The organism is Cognatishimia sp. SS12, assembly GCF_028369055.1.
GTDB lineage: Bacteria > Pseudomonadota > Alphaproteobacteria > Rhodobacterales > Rhodobacteraceae > Cognatishimia.
This window is the reverse complement of sequence record NZ_JAQNCZ010000005.1, coordinates 262,528-283,905: the sequence shown is the minus strand read 5'-3', so window position 1 is coordinate 283,905 and position 21,378 is coordinate 262,528. Positions and strand designations below refer to the sequence as shown.

24 protein-coding genes and 1 tRNA gene are annotated in these 21,378 nt (G+C 58.5%); 10 read left to right on the top strand and 15 right to left on the bottom strand.

What is annotated here, in order from left to right; genetic code table 11:
- Nucleotides 1-87: 87 nt before the first annotated feature.
- Both N6L24_RS13060 and N6L24_RS13055 read right to left on the bottom strand, forming a co-directional pair.
- Nucleotides 88-642 carry a hypothetical protein gene (locus N6L24_RS13060; protein ID WP_271845123.1) on the bottom strand — a complete coding sequence of 185 codons (555 nt, stop codon included), beginning with the start codon at nucleotides 640-642 and terminating at the stop codon, nucleotides 88-90.
- 24 nt (nucleotides 643-666) lie between these two features.
- Nucleotides 667-960, bottom strand: coding sequence for a hypothetical protein (locus tag N6L24_RS13055; RefSeq protein ID WP_271845122.1), 294 nt, complete (start codon nucleotides 958-960; stop codon nucleotides 667-669).
- A 276-nt stretch (nucleotides 961-1,236) separates the two neighbouring features.
- Here N6L24_RS13055 and galU point away from each other — a divergent pair, with 276 nt between their 5' ends.
- Both galU and purU read left to right on the top strand, forming a co-directional pair.
- Nucleotides 1,237-2,130: a UTP--glucose-1-phosphate uridylyltransferase GalU gene (gene galU, locus N6L24_RS13050; protein ID WP_271845121.1), complete on the top strand. Its 894-nt coding sequence runs from the start codon at nucleotides 1,237-1,239 to the stop codon at nucleotides 2,128-2,130.
- Between the two features lie 226 nt (nucleotides 2,131-2,356).
- A complete protein-coding gene (gene purU, locus N6L24_RS13045; protein WP_271845120.1) occupies nucleotides 2,357-3,238 on the top strand; it encodes a formyltetrahydrofolate deformylase in 882 nt (293 codons plus the stop codon).
- Between the two features lie 54 nt (nucleotides 3,239-3,292).
- On the opposite strand, the gene N6L24_RS13040 is transcribed toward purU, so the two are convergent.
- Nucleotides 3,293-3,988, bottom strand: a complete 696-nt coding sequence (locus N6L24_RS13040; protein WP_271845119.1) for a phosphatase domain-containing putative toxin — start codon at nucleotides 3,986-3,988, stop codon at nucleotides 3,293-3,295.
- A gap of 116 nt (nucleotides 3,989-4,104) precedes the next feature.
- Here N6L24_RS13040 and N6L24_RS13035 point away from each other — a divergent pair, with 116 nt between their 5' ends.
- Nucleotides 4,105-4,992, top strand: a complete 888-nt coding sequence (locus N6L24_RS13035; RefSeq protein WP_271845118.1) for a lysophospholipid acyltransferase family protein — start codon at nucleotides 4,105-4,107, stop codon at nucleotides 4,990-4,992.
- Between the two features lie 5 nt (nucleotides 4,993-4,997).
- Here N6L24_RS13035 and N6L24_RS13030 read toward each other — a convergent pair whose 3' ends face one another.
- The 7 genes from N6L24_RS13030 to leuC form a co-directional block, all read right to left on the bottom strand.
- Complete coding sequence (locus tag N6L24_RS13030; protein WP_271845117.1) at nucleotides 4,998-5,948, bottom strand: DMT family transporter; 951 nt, start codon at nucleotides 5,946-5,948, stop codon at nucleotides 4,998-5,000.
- Between the two features lie 136 nt (nucleotides 5,949-6,084).
- Nucleotides 6,085-7,191: a 3-isopropylmalate dehydrogenase gene (gene leuB / locus N6L24_RS13025; RefSeq protein WP_271845116.1), complete on the bottom strand. Its 1,107-nt coding sequence runs from the start codon at nucleotides 7,189-7,191 to the stop codon at nucleotides 6,085-6,087.
- Nucleotides 7,192-7,283: 92 nt separating this feature from the next.
- Nucleotides 7,284-8,297, bottom strand: a complete 1,014-nt coding sequence (locus tag N6L24_RS13020) for an endonuclease/exonuclease/phosphatase family protein (RefSeq protein WP_271845207.1) — start codon at nucleotides 8,295-8,297, stop codon at nucleotides 7,284-7,286.
- Entirely contained in the window at nucleotides 8,297-9,130 is an 834-nt protein-coding gene (locus tag N6L24_RS13015; protein WP_271845115.1) for a sortase B protein-sorting domain-containing protein, read from the bottom strand. The genes N6L24_RS13020 and N6L24_RS13015 overlap by 1 nt, the downstream gene beginning before the upstream one ends.
- Before the next feature lie 401 nt (nucleotides 9,131-9,531).
- Nucleotides 9,532-10,137 (bottom strand): 3-isopropylmalate dehydratase small subunit, encoded by a 606-nt coding sequence (gene leuD, locus N6L24_RS13010; RefSeq protein WP_271845114.1) that lies wholly within the window; start codon nucleotides 10,135-10,137, stop codon nucleotides 9,532-9,534.
- Nucleotides 10,138-10,176: 39 nt separating this feature from the next.
- Complete coding sequence (locus N6L24_RS13005) at nucleotides 10,177-11,550, bottom strand: glycosyltransferase family 4 protein (RefSeq protein ID WP_271845113.1); 1,374 nt, start codon at nucleotides 11,548-11,550, stop codon at nucleotides 10,177-10,179.
- Nucleotides 11,551-11,552: 2 nt separating this feature from the next.
- Nucleotides 11,553-12,956 (bottom strand): 3-isopropylmalate dehydratase large subunit, encoded by a 1,404-nt coding sequence (gene leuC / locus N6L24_RS13000; protein ID WP_271845112.1) that lies wholly within the window; start codon nucleotides 12,954-12,956, stop codon nucleotides 11,553-11,555.
- A gap of 251 nt (nucleotides 12,957-13,207) precedes the next feature.
- On the opposite strand from leuC, the gene N6L24_RS12995 reads away from it, so the two are divergent.
- From N6L24_RS12995 to rlmH, 3 genes are all read left to right on the top strand, one after another.
- A complete protein-coding gene (locus tag N6L24_RS12995; RefSeq protein WP_271845111.1) occupies nucleotides 13,208-14,617 on the top strand; it encodes a mechanosensitive ion channel family protein in 1,410 nt (469 codons plus the stop codon).
- 188 nt (nucleotides 14,618-14,805) lie between these two features.
- Nucleotides 14,806-15,195 carry a ribosome silencing factor gene (gene rsfS, locus N6L24_RS12990; RefSeq protein WP_442872604.1) on the top strand — a complete coding sequence of 130 codons (390 nt, stop codon included), beginning with the start codon at nucleotides 14,806-14,808 and terminating at the stop codon, nucleotides 15,193-15,195.
- Between the two features lie 40 nt (nucleotides 15,196-15,235).
- Complete coding sequence (rlmH, locus tag N6L24_RS12985; protein ID WP_271845206.1) at nucleotides 15,236-15,706, top strand: 23S rRNA (pseudouridine(1915)-N(3))-methyltransferase RlmH; 471 nt, start codon at nucleotides 15,236-15,238, stop codon at nucleotides 15,704-15,706.
- Here rlmH and N6L24_RS12980 read toward each other — a convergent pair.
- Nucleotides 15,694-16,068 carry a hypothetical protein gene (locus N6L24_RS12980; protein WP_271845109.1) on the bottom strand — a complete coding sequence of 125 codons (375 nt, stop codon included), beginning with the start codon at nucleotides 16,066-16,068 and terminating at the stop codon, nucleotides 15,694-15,696. The two genes, rlmH and N6L24_RS12980, sit on opposite strands and share 13 nt — an antisense overlap.
- Before the next feature lie 17 nt (nucleotides 16,069-16,085).
- Nucleotides 16,086-16,784 carry a DUF599 domain-containing protein gene (locus tag N6L24_RS12975; RefSeq protein ID WP_271845108.1) on the bottom strand — a complete coding sequence of 233 codons (699 nt, stop codon included), beginning with the start codon at nucleotides 16,782-16,784 and terminating at the stop codon, nucleotides 16,086-16,088.
- Nucleotides 16,785-16,909: 125 nt separating this feature from the next.
- Between N6L24_RS12975 and N6L24_RS12970 the strand changes: the two genes are divergently transcribed.
- From N6L24_RS12970 to N6L24_RS12960, 3 genes are all read left to right on the top strand, one after another.
- Nucleotides 16,910-17,659: a trypsin-like serine peptidase gene (locus tag N6L24_RS12970; RefSeq protein WP_271845107.1), complete on the top strand. Its 750-nt coding sequence runs from the start codon at nucleotides 16,910-16,912 to the stop codon at nucleotides 17,657-17,659.
- Nucleotides 17,659-18,492, top strand: coding sequence for a trypsin-like serine peptidase (locus N6L24_RS12965; RefSeq protein WP_271845106.1), 834 nt, complete (start codon nucleotides 17,659-17,661; stop codon nucleotides 18,490-18,492). The genes N6L24_RS12970 and N6L24_RS12965 overlap by 1 nt, the downstream gene beginning before the upstream one ends.
- 127 nt (nucleotides 18,493-18,619) lie before the next feature.
- The gene (locus N6L24_RS12960; protein ID WP_271845105.1) at nucleotides 18,620-19,090 is read left to right on the top strand and encodes an Hsp20 family protein; all 471 of its coding nucleotides are present in this window, start codon (nucleotides 18,620-18,622) and stop codon (nucleotides 19,088-19,090) included.
- An 80-nt stretch (nucleotides 19,091-19,170) separates the two neighbouring features.
- On the opposite strand, the gene N6L24_RS12955 is transcribed toward N6L24_RS12960, so the two are convergent.
- The 3 genes from N6L24_RS12955 to N6L24_RS12945 all read right to left on the bottom strand — a co-directional run bounded on the left by N6L24_RS12955 (nucleotide 19,171) and on the right by N6L24_RS12945 (nucleotide 20,551).
- Nucleotides 19,171-19,986, bottom strand: coding sequence for an SDR family NAD(P)-dependent oxidoreductase (locus N6L24_RS12955; protein WP_271845104.1), 816 nt, complete (start codon nucleotides 19,984-19,986; stop codon nucleotides 19,171-19,173).
- A gap of 83 nt (nucleotides 19,987-20,069) precedes the next feature.
- Nucleotides 20,070-20,145: transfer RNA gene (locus N6L24_RS12950), tRNA-Ala, on the bottom strand.
- Between the two features lie 85 nt (nucleotides 20,146-20,230).
- On the bottom strand, nucleotides 20,231-20,551 hold the full coding sequence (locus N6L24_RS12945; protein WP_271845103.1) for a TIGR02300 family protein: 321 nt from the start codon (nucleotides 20,549-20,551) through the stop codon (nucleotides 20,231-20,233).
- Between the two features lie 99 nt (nucleotides 20,552-20,650).
- Here N6L24_RS12945 and N6L24_RS12940 point away from each other — a divergent pair, with 99 nt between their 5' ends.
- Nucleotides 20,651-21,364, top strand: a complete 714-nt coding sequence (locus N6L24_RS12940; RefSeq protein ID WP_271845102.1) for a M48 family metallopeptidase — start codon at nucleotides 20,651-20,653, stop codon at nucleotides 21,362-21,364.
- Nucleotides 21,365-21,378 lie beyond the last annotated feature (14 nt).

The window sequence follows — 21,378 nt, the reverse complement described above, 5'->3', positions numbered from 1 at the left end:
ATAATCACTTTGCAGTTGCAGCGCAATAAAAATACAAAATATGACGTTACGGCGTTTTATTTGTTGCGTCGACGTTTTGGGCTGGCGTTACCGAATGCCTGCGCGCCGCCCGTAACGAAACAACAACATCAAGAACAACATGAGGAAGAACAACCCAGCCACGTCACCAATGAAGAAGGCAAAGTAATCCAACACCGGGCTGCCAAAAGCGAGGTTGGTCAGGATCCCGCCCGCAACCGCTGCAATCACGCCCGCCCCCATCACGCAGGGCCAGCATGGGGTGCGATGTGCGGCTGGGTGCAGATCGCGCAGGACTTTCGCCAAGAGATAGAACACAATCGGTGCCGTCAGAACGGCAATGGAAATGCCCATCAGGCGGCTGGCCATAAATACTTTTTCCCCGGCCAGATAATAGTAGGTGAAAAACACGCCGGGCAGCAGCGCAATGATCGAGCGCCAGCCCAGCAGCCACGCCGTCAAAACACGGACACCATGCGGCAGAAACAGGAGGCTGGCGCTGCTGTAAAAATCAGGAAAGAAGCGGTTCTGCACCGGCATCAACGCTTCGAACGTCAGGAAAAATGCGAGGACGTAGCAAAGCGAGGCAATCACCGTTTCAACGGCGAGCGACTTGATTTCCAAAGGGGCACCCTCTCTGAGAGCGGATCAACCGCGTGGCGTGTTCACAACATAAACGCCACGGCGCGACGCATTGCTTTGAGACAAATAGCCTTTGCCGACGAGGGACTTCAATGCCCGAAAAAACGTTGGGCGCGAGACATCTTCCAGCAGCGCGTGGCTTAGCAGGCCAGTCGTGCGCACCCCAGGTGCCTCGGTGGAAAGTTCGCTTGCAGCATAGTAAATATCACGCTCGACTGCAGAAAGATCTTCAAGACCAAGCGCACGCTCCATCCCGAGCAATAGTTTGCGAAGTTCTGCGAGTTTGGAAATTTCCTGCATGCGACCTATACCATACTAATTTGCGCCTTCCTTTTAGGCAAAATTGACCAATGCGTCAATAATTCGAAAAAAGAGATATGTTGCTTGGGGGCCGGGTGCGTTTTGCGCGCCGCAGAACATTCATATTCTCGCCCAGCAAACGTTACATTGAGGTGCAAATTTACGCCCGACGAGGCCGTTGAACCGTCGGAATGAGAATTTCGACAGCAGCGCTTTTGCCTGCCAAGGCGGGCGTGTAAGGTTGCGGCACTATATTTTGCTTTGAGAGGGCATTTGATGCAAAGAAAAGTCACAAAAGCCATTTTTCCGGTTGCGGGTTTGGGCACGCGTTTTTTGCCGGCGACCAAATCTGTCCCAAAAGAAATTATGACATTGGTGGATCGCCCATTGATCCAATATGCCATTGATGAGGCGCGCGCCGCTGGCATCAAAGAATTCATTTTTGTGACCTCGCGCGGCAAGGGCGCGCTGGAGGATTACTTTGATCATGCTCCGCAATTGGAAACAGAGCTGGAGAAAAAGGGCAAAACAGAGCTTTTGAACGTCTTGCAAGATACCAATATGGAATCAGGCGCGGTGGCCTATGTGCGTCAGCACAAGGCCAAGGGTCTGGGCCATGCGGTTTGGTGTGCGCGCCGCCTGATCGGGGATGAGCCCGTTGCGGTTTTGCTGCCGGACGATGTGATTGACGCCGATACGCCCTGTCTTCAGCAGATGGTAGAGGCCTATGAGGAAACCGGCGGCAACGTGGTTGCCGCGATGGAAGTGCCGGACGAAAAGACATCGGCCTATGGTATTCTCGATGTGGCCAGCGACATGGGCAATATGGTGTCGGTCAAAGGCATGGTTGAAAAACCAGCGCCAGGGACATCGCCCTCCAACCTCGCCGTGATCGGGCGCTATATTCTGACACCGCAGGTGTTGGAAAACCTGAACGACATGGAAACCGGGGCCGGCGGTGAAATCCAACTGACAGATGCGATCGCCAAGGAAATCAGCGCAAGCGACAATGTCTATGGCTTCCGCTTCCGTGGTCAGCGCTTTGACTGCGGCTCCAAAGCCGGTTTTCTGCAAGCCACGGTCGCGTTCGGCCTGGCGCGTCCCGATCTGCGCGATGAACTCGGCCTTTATCTGCAAGAGCTGATGGCCAGCCGGCAGGCCGCTCAGTAAAGCAAAGCCTTGTCTCTGAAATGAGTCTCGCCCATCCGGTAGTGGATGGGCGAATTTTTTTCCGAAACGAACTTTCCCCCGCGCTGGGTGAAAAACTTGCCGCTTTTTTGTTTCTGTGTGTCGGAATTTCCGCTTTTGCCCGGGGTGTGATCCGCTAGTGATAAGCATCCGCGGGATGGCCTGCGATGAGTTGCAGAGCGCAGCTCGCACAAGTGGAGAAGAGACGATGAAATACGTACTGACCGTTGAATGCCAATCTCGCGTGGGCGTGGTCGCGGCGGTGTCGGGCTATCTGGCCTCAGCCAATTGCAATATTACAGATGCCACGCAGTTTGATGATCAGATCACTGGGAAATTCTTTGCGCGCCTGGCTTTTGAGGCCCCTGAAACCCTCGATCTGGACACGCTGGACGCAGAGTTCGCCCCAGTGGGCGCAGAATTTGACATGAACTTCAAATTCTTTGCCGACGGCGCGAAGATGAAAGTTCTGATCATGGTGTCGCGGTTCGGCCATTGCCTGAACGACCTGCTCTATCGCTCGCGTATTGGCGCGCTGCCGATCGAGATCGTCGGCGTCATCTCAAACCACATGGATTACCAGAAAGTCGTCGTGAATGCGGATATCCCGTTTCACTACATCAAGGTGACAAAAGAAAACAAAGCTGAGGCCGAATCCGCCCAAATGCGCATCATCGAAGACAACGGTGCCGAATTGGTTGTTCTGGCCCGCTACATGCAGGTTTTGTCCGACGAGATGTGCACCAAAATGTCTGGCCGCATCATCAATATTCACCATTCTTTCCTGCCATCCTTCAAAGGGGCCAACCCGTACAAACAGGCCTATGAACGCGGCGTGAAACTGATCGGGGCCACCTCGCACTATGTGACCGAGGATCTGGACGAAGGTCCAATTATTGAACAGGATATCGTGCGTATCACCCACGCACAGTCGGCCGCTGACTATGTGTCTTTGGGCCGCGACGTTGAAAGCCAGGTGCTGGCCCGCGCGATCCATGCGCATGCCCGCCATCGGTCCTTCATCAATGGCAACAAGACCGTGGTCTTCCCGGCCAGCCCGGGCAGCTTTGCCTCTGAGCGGATGGGCTAAGTCAGCCTTCGCTGCATTGCGAAAAGAAAACCCGCGGTGCGCCGCGGGTTTTTTTTATGTGATGTCCTTAAGGCCTTTGGCGTTGAAGTCTGCCTGCAGCTTCTCCGCATCATAGTGTTCGCGCACCCAGTCGGCGAAATTGATGCCCGTCTCTTCATAGCGCTGCGTGTAGCTCATCAAAAACCGGTCAAGCACACCCGTGCGGGTCGATTTGAGGTGCAGGTATTTGAACGATAGCATCGGGAAGGTATCGCGCGGTGCAACGCCTTTTTGAGTCATCAGGTAAATCGCACTGGCAAGGCCCGTGCGGTCGGCCCCAGATTTGCAATGCATCAGAAACGGATGCTCAATGGTGTCGAAAATCTCCAGCAGCTCCAAAATCACCTCGGCTTTCGGGGCCTCGCGGGACGCCATGGGCAGGGTGATGAGCGTGAGGCCCAGTTCTTCACACAGGGCCACTTCTTCGCGGTAGATCGGCGAATCCATTCCGCCGCGCACATTCAGCACCGTTTTGATGCCCATATCTGGCAATTTGCGGAAGCGCGCGGGCGTCGGGTTGTTGGAGCGCCAAGCACCGGGGGAAAATTCATCCAAATTGGTCCAATGGACGCGCAGAATGCCATGATCCAGCCAGCGATTATAGAATTGCGCACGGCGGATGTTTTCCGGGCTGTCTGCGGGCACGTTGTAGCGGCGCATGACGCTGCGCTCCCATTCCTTCAGGCGGGCTTGAATTCCGGGTTTTGCCATAGCAGATATCTCGTGACCTGATGTTGCGTGCTTGGCAGACCTAGGGGGTTTCCCATGGCAGTACAAGCACGCGAACCGCCACTTTCCTTTGCCGGAGCGTTCAGCGATAACAAGCCATGACCAAAACAGACACTATCACGCGCCCTGTGGCCTTTCGCGATCGGGTTGAATACGCCGCGATCCGCTCGATCCTCGGCGTGTTCCATGTGCTGCCCTATCGCGCGCGCGTCGGATTTCTGGGCTGGATAATGGAACGGGTGATCGGCCCATTGGCGGGCTATAACAAGCGCACGCGCGAAAACCTTGCGCTTGTGATGCCGGAGATGCCGCACGACGAACGCGAAACGCTGGTGCGTAAGGTCAGCAATAATGTCGGGCGGACCCTGGCTGAAATGTTCTCGCCGGACAAATTGGTGCCGCTGGCGCGCGAGTCCGAATTCGCGGGGCTGGGTCTTGCGACCGTGGATGCGGCGCGGGCTGCGGGGAAACCCTGCATTTTCATCTCGGGCCATTTTGGCAACTATGATGTGGGGCGCGCGGCCTTGATTGCGCGCGGCTTTGACGTGGGCGGCCTTTATCGCAAAATGAACAACCCGCTGTTTCACACCTATTATGTCGACAAAATCTCGACCATTGGCACGCCGCTGTTTGAACGCGGGCGCCCGGGGCTGGGGCAGATGCTGCGCCATATCCGGGGCGGGGGCAGTATTGCCGCCCTGATCGACCTGCGCGCGGGCAGCGGCGCGCCGCTGACGTTTTTTGGCAAGCGCGCCTGGACGGCATTGTCGATGGCAGAAATGGCGATCAAATATGATGCCCTTTTGGTGCCGACCTATTCGGTGCGCCAGCCGGATGGGATCTCATACAAGATTATCGTCGAAGAGCCGGTGCCGCACAGCGACCCGGAAACCATGACCCAGGCGCTGAACGATTCGCTCGAAGCGCGCGTGCGGGCGCATATGGATCAATGGTTCTGGGTCCACCGGCGGTGGAAAGACATCTAACGCGGTTATTGACGGCGGATCTTGAGGATCTGTGAAATCCGGAAGGTGCCGGGGGCCACACCGCGCGTGCGCGTGCGCAGAACAGGCGTATTGGCGGATGCGCCGCGTGTCTCCCGAAGGACGATGTACACGCCGCTTGCAATGATGATCACAGCGCCAACCAGCGTCAGCGTGTCCGGACGCTCGTTAAAGAGCAGCGCGCCAAAAATCGTGCCCCAGATGATCTGGCAATACTGCATCGGCGCAACAATGGCGGCTTCGCCCAACCGGTAGGCCCCCACAAGCAGCAGCCCGGAAACAAAGCCCATCACAGCAACCGCGGCCATCGCCCAAAAGTCCATAAGCGGAATGGGTTCATAGACAAATCCCATGCCTGTGCCCATGACCACCAGAATGGCAAGAAACGGGAAAACCATCATCACGATGGATCGTTCATCATTGCCGATGCGCCGCGCCACGACCGATTGTAGCGCCACGCAGATCGCGGCCGTAAAGGCCGCCGCATGGCCAGAAGAAAGCGGTTCTGCGCCCGGGCGCACCACAACAAGCACCCCGAGCAGGCCAACGATGATGGCCCCAGCGCGATGCACCCCCACTTTCTCGCCGAGAACAGGGATCGACAGCAACGTGATGATCAGCGGCACCGTGAAGAGAATGGAATAGACCTGCGCCAAGGGCAGCGTGGCGAAGGCGTAAAACCCCGAAGACGCCCCCACCACCATCGTAAGCGAGCGCAGGGCCATCCACCAGGGATGGACCGGGCGCAGATTGGATTCACTGCGGTCGCCGACCAGAATGAGGATCATCAATGGAAAAGATAGCAGGCTGGTGAAAAACAGAACCTGCAAAGGCGAATAATTGCTGCCCAGATAGCGCACGATGACGTCGTGAAACGCATAGTTGGTGAAGGCCGCAAGCGAAAGCAACGCGCCTTTGATATTATTTGAAACTGCCATATGTGGCCTCATGTGGTGCTAGCGCTATCGGTCGGTCTAGCACAGCGCGTGATACAGGCAAGGCAGGCGCATGAATTATTTGTGAATTCTGGGTCATATCGGGCTGGCGCAGGGTCATATGCGCCAGCCCGAAAGCTTAGAGGGAGGCGTCGAGCGCAGCGATGATCGCGTCACCCATTTGGCTGGTGCTGACGGGCTGCGCGTCGTCGGCCTGCATCAGATCACCGGTGCGTACGCCATCTGCCAGAACCTGCTCAACCGCTTTTTCAAGACGGGTGGCTTCGTCGCCCTGATCAAAGCTGTAGCGCAGTGCCATGGCAAAGCTGAGGATACAGGCGCACGGGTTGGCTTTGCCCTGACCTGCGATATCCGGCGCAGAGCCGTGCACGGGCTCATAGAGCGCTTTGGGGCGGCCGCTTTCCATCGGCGCACCAAGAGAGGCCGAAGGCAGCATGCCAAGCGAGCCGGTCAGCATTGCCGCGCAGTCCGAGAGAATATCGCCAAAGAGGTTGTCGGTCAGGATGACGTCAAACTGCTTTGGCGCGCGCACCAGCTGCATCGCGCCGTTGTCAGCGTACATGTGGGACAGTTCGACATCCGCATAATCCGCGTCATGCACCCGCTGCACAACTTCGCGCCACAGAATGCCAGACTCCATCACGTTGGCTTTTTCCATCGACACAACTTTGTTGCCACGACGGCGCGCCAGTTCGAAGGCCGAACGCGCAACGCGGTCAATCTCGGCTTCGGTGTAGCGCTGGGTGTTGATGCCAACGCGCTGACCATCCTCTTCGAAGATGCCGCGCGGTTCACCAAAATACGAGCCGGAGGTCAGCTCGCGCACGATCATGATATCAAGGCCCGCAACGATGTCTTTTTTCAGGCTCGAAAAATCTGCCAGGGCGTCGAAACATTGCGCCGGGCGCAGGTTGGCAAAAAGGTCCATTTCCTTGCGCAGACGCAGCAGGCCGCGTTCTGGTTTCACTGCGAAATCCAGATCATCATAGGCCGGGCCACCCACCGCGCCGAGCAGAACAGCGTCCGCTTCTTGGGCCTTGGCCATCGTGTCGTCGTGCAGCGGCACGCCATGGACGTCATAGGCCGCGCCGCCAACGAGGTCCTCGCTGACGTCAAATTTCAGGCCGCGTTTGTCGCCGTACCAGTCGATGATACGGCGCACTTCGGTCATTACTTCCTTGCCGATGCCATCGCCGGGCAAGATCAGAAGCGACGGGTTGCTCATGATGTGGGATCCTTCGTGAATTTTCTTGCTGCTGCCTAGCGCTCCGCGCAAGAAAGATCAAGAAATGAAGGGGTATTCTTGCGCACTGCGCCCTAGGGGGCGGGTTCAAACGCCAGATCAAGCCAGATCAGAGCATGCGGGTGCGCCCGTAGGGGCGGCTGCGCTGGCGCGAGCGTTGATCGCCCGCCCGCCAGCACTTTGAGATCGGGGGAGGGCAACAGATAAGACAGGCGTAGATCACCTGTCGTGCTCTCAGGCCAGCGCGAGGTCACGCGATGAGACGGCGCGATGTTCCGCGCAGGATCGACAAAAGCTGGGCTGTCCAAAAGCCGCCGCATCGCGCCGTGCTGGCCCGCGCCGCGCCAAGGGTCTAGATTGGTCATGGCCGCCAAGATCAGCGGCGTAGGCGGCGGGGGGCCGAGCGTGCCATCCAATATATAGAGCCACAGCAGATTTTCGGCGGCATTGCGAAAGCCATTGCGATCCTCGGGGCCATCGAAAATCGGCGGCGTGGCGTGGTGCGTCAGCAGCGTCAGGCTTTTCCCATTGATACGTATCGGCACGGCCACATGCGCCACCGAACTGAGGCGCTGAACCTCTTGCGCATTATCTGTCAGCAGTCTGTCGAGAATGACACGTTGGGCAAATAGGTCGGCGACCTCTGCCCACAAATGATCCGTATATATCTGCGCCGCATCGCCGGCGATGGGGTAGGTGGACAGTATCGCCAGACCGCGCTGACCGGGGAAGCGCCCATAGCCCTGCGCATCCCGCGGGCCAAAGGCCGTGCCATCGCCATCCAGGTCCAGGCCCGTCGGCCAGCCGCTGTTGGGTTCGGGGGCATAGAGATAGCCCATCTCGTGCCCTTGTGTCGCAATAAGGTCGCGCAGCGCGGTCAGGCCATGATGCTCAAAATCATAGTCTATGTTTTGCAGCACAATCACATCTGGTTTGGCATCTGCGATCAGCGCCGCGACACGCATCGGGTGGGGCTGTTGCGCCAGGATATCGCGCAGCATAACGCCGGGGCCGGTGCCATGCAGGTTGGTGTTAAATGTGGCGACCCGAAAGCTGTCTGCGCCCGCGAAAGACGCCCAAAGGGCGATTAGACCGGCTGCAAGCCCTGCGCGACGGCATAGGCGCGCTTGCGGTTTTCGTCGATCATCGCGGCAATGCGGATCATGGCGACGCCGCGCATCACCAGCCCGGCCGGGAAAAACGCCCATAGGATCACTGTCCAGATCAGGGTCTGCGGATGGGTCAATTGCAGCGTATTGAATAGGTCCGAGATGGTGTGAATGAATGCTGGGAACAAAAATGGCAGCAGAAACCCTAAGGCAATGTTAAGACGGCCGTCGCGGTTAAGCCGCGGCAAGACATCGCCACCGGCGGTCGGGTCAAACAGTGGCAGGTTGACCCAAACGTTGAACGCGCCATTTCGGGCCGGCCATTCCAGCACGCGGACCATAAAGTAAAACAGCAGCAGGCTGAGCAGAGACAGCGCATAAGACAGGCCCGCGGCGGCGCGTACGAAACTGATCTCTGCTAGATCGGTCCCGGCGGGCAGCGTGGCCAGCACAAGCCGGACAGGCGAATAAGGAAAATCGAGCGCCGCGCCAACGAGCTGGCCGAGCGACGTCAAAAGGCCGGTCCATAGGCTTGGATCGGTGCCGTTGCGCGCAATCGAGGCGAGAACAAACACCGTCAGAAACACCGACGCATACCGCAGGCGGTTGAACGGCGGCGCATAACGAAATTCGATGATGCTGGGGTAGGTTGCGAAATATTCGATAAAAACCAGCGCGGCGGCAAAAAGCGAAATCAGCAATGCAATCTGCGCACTATCAGAGCTCACGCCCGGCAGAATCATGGCAGGCATCGCCACCAAAACAACCATTAAGATCGCGCGCGTGAATGCGCTGACAAATTGTGCGAGCACTGCTCTTTTCCCTTCAAACTGGACCGCCACGATTCGTTGCCGCGTGCTGTTTCCAACTTGATCCGCCCGATTTCTCAGGGCGGTCTGCCTCATTCTTGCCTTAATTCTGTCTGGGAACGAAAAAATGCTCAAGGTTTAGTTGCTGTCGCTGAAAAATTCCAAGGCGCGGGAATGAATGTGATGCCCGTTTGCATCAATTTCCGCGAAAAATCGTTTCGAAACCATGAATTTACCGGCGAGAGTTCATGCGAAAAATTTTGCAAAAACTCCACTTTTGGTAGATCTATCCGTGGTTCCGATGCCGCAAAAACCATACGGCGCGGGGAGTTCTTCGCCCGCGCCGTACAGAATAAATTGCAAATATGGCCAAATTCGGGCGGTGCGCCCGCTGGCCTGTTGCGTCACACCCAGGGGCGCACCGCAGAGGCTGTGGCCTCAAAGCTGTCGATCGCGGCAGCCTTTTCCATGGTCTGGCCGATGTCATCCAGCCCGTTCAGCAGGCAGTGCTTGCGGTGGCTGTCGACGTCAAAGGTGATGACCTCACCGTCCGAGGTGGTGATTTCCTGCGTTTCCAGGTCCACGGTCATACGCGCGTTTGCGCCTTTTTCCGCGTCTTTCATCAGCAATTCGACCTGCTCTTTGGGCAGAACGATTGGCAGAATGCCGTTCTTGAAGCAGTTGTTAAAGAAGATGTCGGCAAAGCTGGTAGAGACGATGCACTTGATGCCAAAGTCGGCAATGGCCCAAGGCGCGTGTTCCCGCGAAGAGCCGCAGCCAAAGTTGTCGCCGGCGATCAGGATCTGCGTTTCGCGGTATTGTGGCTGGTTCAGCACAAAGTCGGCAATCTCGTTGCCTTCGCGATCAAAGCGCATTTCGTCAAACAGATTGGCCCCAAGGCCAGAGCGCTTGATGGTTTTCAGGAAGTTCTTGGGGATGATCATATCGGTGTCGATATTCACGAGTGGCATCGGCGCTGCGATGCCGGTCAGGGTGGTAAACTTGTCCATAGTGTAAGCCTCCTTGCAAACTGGCTGGATATGGAATTCTCAATTCGGTTTCAGGTCTCGTGATGCCCGCAGGCGCTGTGCGATCGCGCGCGATAGGCTGGCCTGATGGCCGGACATCGGTTCTGGTTTTGGGATGCCCTCCAGCACCCAGCGATAGATCTGGCTGATCTGCTGGGCCTTGGCGGACCATGTGAAGTGTTCTTGCACGCTTTGACGCGCGGCTTGGCTTTTTGCCGTTAGCTGCGTGGGATCGGCGCAAATCTCTGTCAGCTTCTGCCGCAGGGCCTGCACGATACGGTCCCGAGGCCCCATCGCAATCTTATAGCCCGTGTGATCTGACACCAATTCTGCCGGGCCGGCATAATCGCAAATCACAGGCACCAATCCGAGGCTCATCGCTTCGAGCACCACGCCGCCGCCAAATTCCCGGATGGAGGGGAATGTGAACAGCTGTGCGCCTTTGGCGATGTCTTGAACTTTGGCATGATCGACCCAGCCATGAAACCGGATCGCGTCGCTGACCCCGGCTGCTGCCGCTTGCGCCTTGAGGGCGGGCAATTCAGGTCCGTCGCCAAGAATATCAAGCGCCAGCTTGCCGTCGGCGAGCAACGGCACCGCCGCCTCAATCAACATGTCCGCGCCTTTGTAGGGCACAAGCCGACCGATGAAACAGCTGCGCAATGGGCCGTCACCATAGGGCGCATTGCTGCCGTCAAACCGGGACGGGTCAATGGCGATCTCTGGCACAAAGAATGTCTTATCCTGATAGCGCGCCGGAATTTCGGACCGCGTTTGTTGCGATCCGGCAATGATGGCCTGGGCGTTTTTCAACGTCCGCCCTCGCGCTGGGTTCAGCTTGAAGGCGGCGCGCACAAAGGACAGGAACTCGCGCTCGCGCAGTTGCGCGCCCCGGAAGTCCCGGGGCCATGGCACGCCGCCATTCAGCGGCCCCATCACAAATGGCACACCGGCCCGCTTGCACTTGCCCGCGATCAGACTGTTGGCGGTTGGGGTCAGGGGCGTGACGCGATGCACGATGTCAAACTCCCCGGCTTTGATCCTTGCGCCAAACTTCTGCCAGACCTTGCGTTCAAAAAAGGGATACACAAGGCTTTCGATCAGCCGCACCGTTGTCCAGCCGCGGTTCTTGCCCATGCGCAGGCGTTCGGCCAGCTTATAGGCGAAAGCCGCGGTGGTTTCGGTGTCGATGACGGTGAAATCTTCGCCCTCTGTCAGCCCTGCCCGCAGGATCGCATCGGGATTGCGCACCTGTGTGACCAGATGCACATTCGCGACTTCGCGCAAGGCCTGCGCCAACGTCCAGCCAACCAGCGGAACGCTCACCCATTCAGGGTTCGCGGCTTCCGCCAGCACGAGGACACGGAGTCGTCGTTGGCTGGGCGTTGGCGTCATCTTCAGATCACCTCGCGCACGTCGGTCAAATGGCCGGTCAGGGCAGCGGCTGCTGCCATACCTGGGCTGACCAGGTGGGTGCGGCCTTTGTAGCCTTGGCGACCCTCAAAGTTGCGGTTGGAGGTTGCGGCACAGCGCTCGCCCGGGGCCAATTGGTCCGGGTTCATCGCCAGACACATGGAGCAGCCCGCAAGGCGCCATTCAAATCCGGCCTCTTTGAAGATGTCGGCCAGGCCTTCCTCTTCGGCTTGCGCACGCACCAGGCCAGAGCCCGGCACGACCATGGCCCGCAGACCATCCTTGATCTTCTTGCCTTTCAGGATCGCGGCCGCCGCACGCAAGTCTTCGATGCGCCCGTTGGTGCAGGAGCCGATAAAGACGGTGTCGATCTCGATATCTGTCAGTTTTTGGCCGGCGGTCAGGCCCATATAGTCGATGGCGCGCTTCACAGCGTCGACCTTGCCACCCTCGAAATCTTCGGGATGGGGCACGGTCGCGGTGATGGGCAGCACATCCTCAGGCGAGGTGCCCCAGGTCACAACCGGCTGAATGTCTTCGCCTTTGAGGGTGATCACCTTGTCAAAATGCGCGCCTTCATCGGTGAAGAGCGTTTTCCAGTATTCCAGTGCCTGTTCCCATTCTGCGCCTTTCGGGGCATGGGGGCGGCCCTTGCAATATTCAAAGGTCTTTTCGTCCGGGGCGATCAGGCCCGCGCGCGCGCCGCCTTCGATGGCCATATTGCAGACGGTCATGCGGCCTTCCATCGACAGATCGCGGATCGCTTCGCCGCAATATTCGATGACATAACCTGTCCCGCCGGCCGTTCCGGTTTCGCCGATCACCGCAAGCGTGATGTCCTTGGCGGTCACGCCCGCGTTCAACTTGCCGGTGACTTCCACCTTCATGTTCTTGGATTTCTTCTGGATCAGCGTCTGGGTGGCCAGAACATGCTCAACCTCAGAAGTGCCGATCCCGTGCGCCAATGCGCCAAACGCGCCGTGGGTCGCGGTATGGCTGTCACCACACACAACCGTCATGCCAGGCAGGGTCCAGCCTTGCTCTGGGCCAACGATATGCACGATGCCCTGACGGATGTCAGACACTGGGTAGTAATGCACGCCAAATTCCTTGGCGTTTTTGTCCAGCGCATCAACCTGAATGCGGCTTTCCTCGTTTTCGATACCTTTTTCACGGTCCAGCGTGGTTGGCACGTTGTGGTCAGGCACAGCGATGGTTTTTTCGGGCGCGCGCACTTTGCGGCCGGCCATGCGCAGACCTTCGAAGGCCTGCGGCGAGGTCACTTCGTGAACCAGGTGACGGTCGATATACAGCAGGCAGGTGCCGTCATCGGCCTCATGGGCGACATGGGCATCCCAGATTTTGTCATAGAGTGTTTTGGGGGACATGGGTCCTCTCCGTATTGTTTGAAATGGCGGTATGGCTGCAATACGGGCGCACAGAGGTGCGCCGCGCCCTTATAGGGCGGCGATGACAGTCTTGGACTGACCGTGAAAGCGCCAAGGCAGAAAGGCGCGGTCGTCAATGTCATGAATGCGTTTCATGCAGCCCAGATAGACGGAGTCGCGCGACAGAGCAAGGGAAATGGGTTGTTTCGTCCCGCGTGCCTGTGCCACCTTGATGAAAAGAAGGGGCGGGTATGACGGAACACACCTCGACATTGCCAGAGGATACGGCCGCCGCCACGAACACGGCGGACGCGCCAACGGTGCAAGATATATCCCTGAGCCTGTGGGAGCAGACCGAAGTCTTCCTTTCGGGGCTGATGCGTCCCTGGAATGCCTATCAACTGGCGATTGCCTTTGGCATCTTGGTCCTGTCCTTCCTGCTGTCACGCTATTTTGGGCCCAAATTGCGCGAGTGGATGCGCGAGCGCGAAGGATGGCCGAAATGGCGCTATCGCTACATGTTGCTGCTGCAGCGGCGCATGGCGCTGATATTCTTTGTCATCCTGATCTGGATCACCGTCGCAGTGATGCGCGAGCTGACCTGGCCCAGCCGATCTTATCTGCTGTCGATCTTTGGAAACCTGACAGCGGCCTGGCTGGTGATCGCCTTGGCCACACGGCTCATCCACAATTCCTTTTTGCGCTCGATGCTGCGGTACGGGGCCTGGGCCTGGGTCACTCTGGCGCTGATCGGCGTCGGCGAAGAGGTGCAGCAGCTATTGGATTCTGCTGCGCTTCAAATCGGATCGGTGCGCCTGTCTCTTTGGACCGTGCTGCAAGCGGCGGTGATGCTCGCCGTGACGCTGGCGATCGCGCGGTTTGTGGCGGGCACCTCTGCGGCGCGTATTCGCAGCAATGAAGATATCAGCCCCTCGATGCAGGTTCTGGCAATCAAGTTTTTGCAGGTGATCCTTTACGGTCTCGCCTTCTTTATCGGGCTGCGCATCGTTGGTGTAGATCTGACGGGGCTTGCGGTTCTGTCCGGTGCGATTGGTGTGGGCCTTGGTTTTGGTCTGCAAAAAGTGGTCTCAAACCTCGTGTCGGGTGTGATTATCTTGCTCGACAAGTCGATCAAACCCGGCGATGTGATTTCGCTGGGCGATACCTTCGGCTGGATCAATTCGCTGGGCGCACGCTATGTTTCGGTGGTGACGCGGGATGGGCGGGAATACCTGATCCCAAACGAAGATCTGATCACCGGACAGGTGGTGAATTGGTCGCATTCCAACGATTTCGTGCGGCTCGATATTTTCTTTGGGACTGCTTATGGCGACGATCCGCATCTGGTGCGCAAGGTCGCCATTGAGGCCGCGCAAAATGTGGAGAGGGTCCTAAGCACGCCCAAGGCCCCAGTCTGCCATATCGTCGGATTTGGCGACAGTTCGGTGGATTATATCCTGCGGTTCTGGATTTCCGATCCAACCGGCGGGCTGACCAATATTCGCGGCAATGTCTATCTGGCGCTGTGGGATGCCTTTAAGGATGCCGGCGTCAATTTCCCGTTCCCGCAGCGCGAAGTGCGCGTGCTCAACGAGGAACCAACCCGGATCGACCCTGAACAGACCCGGCAAGCGCGCAAAGCCGATGGCGTGGAAGACTAAGCATTTTTGGCCGCAACTGCAGCCGCCGGGCGCGAAATGTGATACTTATTACCGCAAATTTACCAATGCCAGCGGCATTTCGCTTGCGTTTCATTGGAAATTCATAGAACGGGTGCTATCTTAAAGTTAGGCCCAGTGCCGGGGCAATGCGGCACGTTGCTAAGGAGGGCAGATCTCTGTCTTTAAATATGGATGTGGCAACTGCCACGACTGGTGACAAAATCGCGGAGACACCGAACCCCGGTATGACCGCTTCCGAGCTGCTAGAGCTCATTCTTGATTCTCTTGAAAACGACAAGGCCGAAGACATCGTACAGGTGGACCTGCGCGGGCGTTCTTCGATTGGCGATTACATGGTGATCTGCTCCGGCCGTTCGTCGCGCCAAGTTGCGGCAATGTCCGAAAAACTGGTTGAGCGTATCAAGAAGGCAACCGGTCGCACCAGCAAGATCGAAGGTAAGGATACCGGCGATTGGGTGTTGATCGATACGGGCGATGTGATTGTGCATGTGTTCCGTCCGGAAGTGCGCGAGTTCTACCAGCTCGAAAAAATGTGGATGCAGGGCGGCACCGCCTAAGCACAACCAAGGGCAATGGCCCTGAAAGGCACTTGTGGCACTGCGACTGCATATCTGCGCAGTGGGCCGCCTGCGCGCAGGCCCAGAGCGGGATCTGATCGACGATTATCTGAAACGCTTTGACAAAGCGGGCCGGGCGCTGGGCCTCGGCCCTGTTCGTGTGCATGAGGTCGAGGATCGCAAGGGCGGCGGCATGAGTGCAGAGGCCGCATTGTTGTCAGACGCCATTCCCAAGGGGGCCGTGATCTGCACCTTGGATGAACGCGGCAAATTGATGAGTTCACCAGATTTTGCAAACGAGTTGGGCCGCCGCCGCGATTTAGGGGTGAGTGATCTGGCTTTTGTAATCGGGGGTGCGGATGGCATCGACCCGAGCCTACGCGCCCAAGCTGATTTTTCGCTGAGCTTTGGCAAGATGGTCTGGCCGCATATGCTGGCGCGCGTGATGCTGAGCGAGCAGATCTATCGCGCTGCCACGATCCTCGCCGGGTCCCCCTATCACCGGGTGTAATGCGGCGCAGACAGAGCCAGCGCAATCACCTCGGTGGCCCAGCCATCTACGTTGCAACGGGCCTGAATGCCGACTTCTGAAATACCGTCTGGCAGGACCACACCGCCGAGGCTGCGGGTAAACGGTTGCTCGTTGACATGCGGATGATAAAGGACGCGCAGCGCCAGTTCATTGCCATCCGGGTCCAAGATCCGCCAGCCATCTGCATAGTGTTCAGTTCCGGTATCCGGGTGGCTCAGCGTCACATCAAAGCGCCACGTAGTACCTTGCAGCGTGGCGCGCACCTCTTCGATCACCGGCGGATCGGCCAGCGCCGGCGCGGCCAGCATCGTGAGCAATGCGCTGATCAAAAGATGTCTCATAGACCAAGCTTAGGCGATTAAAGCGGGGATTGCATCAACGACAGGCGTGAGCGGCTGGCAAACTCGCGCCGCCAGACAATGAAAACCGTCAGCAGGCTGCCGACAATCAATGTCCAACCGCCGCCCAGCCAAGCCGCCGCCGCAAGACCAAAATAGACCGAGCGCAGGCCGCGATTATAACTGCGGGCCGCGGTAATGTTGATCTCTCCGGCTTTCTCTGCGCGGGGCAGGCATTGCGGATCTTTCGCGTCGACAGGCACGGCCGACATGATGACAGCCGCATAGCCAAACAGACGATGCGCCCAGACGAATTTCAAAAACGCATTGGCCACGAAGAACAGCATGACGATCAGTTTGATTTCCCAGACGATGGTCGGGGCGCTGACCAATGTCAGGTCGGTCGCAACGCCGGTCAGGCGCTCGGCATTGCCAATCAGCGCCAGCCCACCCCCGATGGCAATCATCGAGGCCGACGCGAAAAACGCCGTGCCTTGGCGCAGGTTGCCGAGTATCTGCGCATCGTAAATACGCGGATCGCGCAAAACAAATTGCCGCATCCATTCCTGGCGATAAAAAACCATCAGGCTTGAAACCGATGGACGGCCTTTCGGAGGGTTCTCGGTGAACCAGCCGACGATCAGCCAGCCGGATATCAACAGCGCCAGCCCAACAAAGTCGAGCGTTGAAAAAAGTGTAAGTCTATCAGCCCATTGCATGGGCGCACCCTAGCCAGCGGCCCGCAGCTTGTCATGGGAAATCATCAGGCAGGGCCGCGTATTCTTCGCCAGATGGCCCAAGAGGCGCCCCATTTTCGCCTTGTGGGCCCATCAAGGTTGGCACAATGAATTTTGGGGTCTTTATGCTGCGCGCCTTACTTACACTCTCCTTTGTCATCTCCGCCCTTGGCTGGGCACAGCCTGCCATGGCTGACGTGCAAGTGACCGAAGCGGCACTGGCCCCGACGGATGTTCCGGCGGTCGGGCGCATTGATCTTGCAGGACGGGGCTATTGTACCGGCACTTTGGTGGCGCCGGATTTGGTTCTGACGGCAGCCCATTGCTTGTATGACAAGGACACCGGCGCGGCCTTTGCGGCCCATCAGCTGGTGTTTCGCGCCGGGTATCGAAATGGCCGTGCGCTTGTGGATGCCCCCGCGGCACGTCTGGCCGTTGCCCCGGAATATGATCGCCTGCAACGGGCGCAGATTGGCACGCTGCGCCATGATGTGGCGCTCTTGCAGCTCAGCCATCCGATTTCCCGCAGTCTGGTGCCGCCGCTTGCGATGGGTCAGCCCGACCTAAGCGGTGCCACCGCCGGCGTGCTTTCTTATGGGGCGGGCAGTTCTGAACAATTGCAGCTGCAGCAGGGCTGCGATCTTGCCGCCCATCCGGAAGGGGTCTTTGTGACCCGCTGTCTTGCCAGCCATGGGGCCAGCGGGGCCCCGGTATTGCAATGGCAGCGCGGGCAATTGCAGATCGTCTCGCTGGTATCGGCGATGGCGCGGGCTGATGGTGCCCCGGTGGCGTTGACAGTTGCGCCTGCCACCCTGGTAGAGGGGCTGATCGCGCGGCTGGCATTGGGGGATACCTGATGCGGGGCCTGCGGCCCGCCCTTGTGATCGCGCTTTTGGCGCTGACCCCGGCAGTGGGACAGGGCGGATCCGCGCTCGAGAAATTGGACACGCGCGGCAAGCTGCTGGGCTGGGAGGCCGTGGGGCGCGTCGACCTCAAAGATGGCGGGTTCTGCACCGGCGTTCTGATTTCGGCGGATTTGGTGCTGACCGCAGCGCATTGTCTGATCGATACCCAAACAGGTCTGGCCCGTGATGCGCAAGACGCCGTGTTCCGCGCCGCCTATCTGGACGGCGCGGCCCTTAGTGAGCGGCGGGTGGACAAGCTTCTGCTGGCCGAGGGCTATGTGTACGAAGGGCCAAATGTCAGCGCACGCAGCATTCCGCATGACGTGGCGCTGCTGCGGCTTGAAAAGGCCATTCATAGCGCCGAAGCCAATCCGTTTCTCATCCATGAAACGCACGGCACGGAAAGCGATGTGCAGTTCCTGTCCTACGGCCGTGGGCGCGCCGAAGCGATGAGCTGGCAGCGCCAGTGTCGCCTGACCGGCCGCTATCAAGACATCTACAGCTTTGACTGTGACGGCACTTATGGCTCCTCCGGTGCCCCGGTTTTTGTGCGCCATGGCACGCGGGTGCGCATCCTGTCGCTGGTCTCTGGCGGGCACAAAACCGCAGAGGGTCGCACGGTGATGTACGGCATGGCACTTGGCCGTGTGGTTGATGATCTGCGTCGCCGCATGCGCGGGCAAAATGCGATCACGCAGCGGGTGGGGCAGGGCGCAAAGCGCATCCGCGTTGGCACACAGCCCGCAGGTGGGGGTGCGAAATTTTTGAAAGCGCCCGCGCATTAGACCTCTTGAATCCGGTTTTTTGCCGCATATCTAATTTGCACCGGACGCCAATCATGGGTCCGGCTGAACCGCCTGTCCCCTTTGGGAAGGCCTGAACATATGTTGTCGCTTAGAAAAGGATGACCCTATGCGTAGCTTTGATTTCGCACCCCTCTACCGCGCGTCGGTAGGTTTTGACCAAATCGCAGATCTGATGGATCGCGTGCTGACACAGGATGCCGCCGCATCCAGCTACCCTCCCTATAACATTGAGAAAACTGCAGATGATGCCTATCGCATTTCTCTGGCGGTTGCCGGCTTTTCTGCCGAGGACCTTGGCATCGAAGTCAAGGAAAACGCGCTGATCGTGACCGCGCGCAAATCCGAAGACGCTAAAGAGCGCAGCTTCCTGCACCGGGGCATCGCCACCCGCGCGTTTGAGCGCAAATTCCAGCTGGCGGACCATGTGCGCGTGACCGGCGCAAGCCATGAAGACGGCATGCTGCACATCGACCTGCTGCGCGAAGTGCCCGAAGCGCTGAAACCGCGCCGGATCGAAATTGCCAGCGGCTCCAAAAAACTGGAAGCCGATGTGGTCGACGCCAAAGCCGTCAACTGACCTGACGCGCTGAAATTTGACCGCTGAAAATGGCCCCGCTCTCGCATGAGAGCGGGGCTTTCTTTGGCGCTGAAGCCTGATCAATCAATCTGGCGAATGCGCAGCATCAAAAGATCGTCTTCAAGGATGCGATCTTGGTTCTTGAGCGCCGCATCAAGGTTGTCTTTGACATGGATGAACCGCCCACCGAATGCGTCAGCCTCCCCCATTGCAATGCGTTCAATCAATCGGGTGACGGTTTCGACCGGAAAGATCATGTCCTTGTCAAAACCGGTCCAGTCCGACCGCGTCTCTTTGAAGACCTGGTCAAAATGGTCAAGCATATCTGTTTCCACCACGCCAGGGCTGACGGCGATGGACAAAAGCCCCTGCGTGCCAATTTCAGAGGCAAGGCTTTCGTTGAACCGAAGCAGCGCGGTTTTTGAAACCGAGTAATCTGTGACCCCGGTGCCGGCAAGGTTGCCAGCATTTGACCCCATGTGAATGATCCGCCCACGTCCCCGTGCCAGCATGCCGGGCAGCACGGCTTTGGAAGCGAGCAGCACGCCCATGACATTGATCTCAAGCGTGCGCCACCAGGCCTGGGCATCAACATCGGCGATATTGCCCGGCGTGCCCGTCACGCCCGCATTGTTGACCAAGAGGTCTATGGGGCCAAAAGTTTCCTCCGTAGTTGCGACCGCAGATGCCAGGGCCGCGGCGTCGGTCACATCTGCCACGATCGGAAGCGCGTTTGCGCCGATGGCTTCTGCCGTTTCTCTGACCGAATTTTCCGTTCTGCCAAGCAGCGCAACCTTAGCGCCGCAGGCCGCCAGATGCGTTGATATCGCCGCACCAATCCCGCGACCGCCGCCCGTCACCAACGCGACCTGGCCGGAAAGTGTTTGTTTTTGCATGGTATCCTCATCCCTAAGAGCCGCAGCTAGGAAACTGCTACTGGCATCGATACCATAGACAATAATTTGGAAAGAGAAAGATATGGTGGAGCCTAGGGGGATCGAACCCCTGACCTCTTGCATGCCATGCAAGCGCTCTCCCAGCTGAGCTAAGGCCCCAAAGCGACAGTGTGTTGCTGTCTGTGCGCGCTTAATTAGGCGCTTCGTTGGGCGGGATCAAGTGCAAAATCCCGCCCGAAAACGATTAATTTTCGTCATCCTCAGAGGCGACATCAGCGATCTCGTCGAGAGACACATTCTCATCGTCATCTTCGTCCAGAACATCATCTTCCAGATCCAGATCGACGTCTTCTTCTTCCAGCACGTCGCCATCCTCTAGGTTGGCGGCCTTGGCTTTCAGTGTCGCGGCGTCTTCATTGTCGGCGGCAATCATGCGGCCTTTGTTCTCGTCAATCTCCACGACCTCGCCCGTATAGGGGCTGACGATCGGGTTCTTGTTCAGGTCATAAAATCGTTTGCCCGATGTCGGGCACAGGCGCTTGACGCCCCATTCTTCTTTGGGCATGGGAATCCCCCTAATCACGTGAGTCTTGTCGACAGTCCGGGCCAACTGCCATAAGTGATCGGGCAAGTCAAAGGGTATCGCGCAAAGGGGCGGCAGAGAGTGGTGGCGACAGAACATATCTTGCCGGGAAACCCTGAAATCCGGGTGTCGCTGCGGCAGAGCGCACGCGCTCGGCGCATCAGCCTGCGGGTGTCGCGCCTGGATGGGCGCGTGACCTTGACCATGCCGCGCGGGGTCCCTGTGGGCGAAGCGCTGGCCTTTGCGCAATCCAAACAGGACTGGCTGCGACAGCAGCTGGCGGCACGGCCTGAACCCGTTGCGATTGGCTTGGGGGCAGAGCTGCCGGTGCAGGGTGAACTGCGGACCGTGACCCGCGCGGAGGGGCGGGTCGGCCATATCGCTGAGGGGGCTTTGTATGTGCCTGAAAACCATCGCGCGGTGCCGCGATTGGTCGAAGAGGTGCTCAAGCGCGAAGCGCGCACGCGCCTGACCGATGCAGCCATGCGCTATAGCGCATCTCTGGGTCGCCCCTATGGGAGGCTCAGCCTGCGCGACACGCGCTCGCGCTGGGGCTCCTGCAGCTCTGAGGGCAATCTGATGTTCTCATGGCGGCTGATCATGGCCCCACGCGAGGTGCTGGAGTATGTCGCCGCGCATGAGGTTGCGCATTTGGCGCAGATGAACCACTCGCCCGCGTTCTGGGCGGTCGTGGACCGGCTTTATGGACCGCATGCGGCCGAGAGGCGCTGGCTCCGGCAGCATGGGGAAAAGTTGCACCGCTACCGGTTTGACACTGCGCAGAATGGTGATTGACGGCGCGGCGATTT